The 261-nt window shown below is 39.8% G+C and carries 1 protein-coding gene; it reads left to right on the forward strand.

Features of this window, described 5'->3' with window-relative positions; all coding sequences use genetic code 11:
• A partial coding sequence (locus SB751_RS32000; protein ID WP_410749266.1) for a transposase occupies positions 1-261 on the forward strand: 261 nt, incomplete at both ends.

The raw sequence follows: 261 nt of genomic DNA on the forward strand, positions 1-261 counted from the left end.
GGGGCATTTATTCCAAGGGCGTTATAAGGCAATTTTGGTTGATAAGGATGCATATTTATTAGAGTTAAATAGGTATATTGTGTTAAACCCAATTAGAGCGAAAATGGTCGACAGTCTATCGGATTGGCCTTGGAGTAGCTGGCATCATGTAATGGGTCAAGAGCCGATCCCCCAATGGCTTTCAGTAGATAAAATGTTACTGCAATTTGCAAAGTATAAAACAATAGCCAAACGAAAGTTTGCGCAGTTTGTAGAGCAAGG

It is taken from the genome of Cupriavidus sp. SIMBA_020 (assembly GCF_046535395.1).
GTDB classification, from domain to species: Bacteria; Pseudomonadota; Gammaproteobacteria; order Burkholderiales; family Burkholderiaceae; genus Cupriavidus; species Cupriavidus campinensis.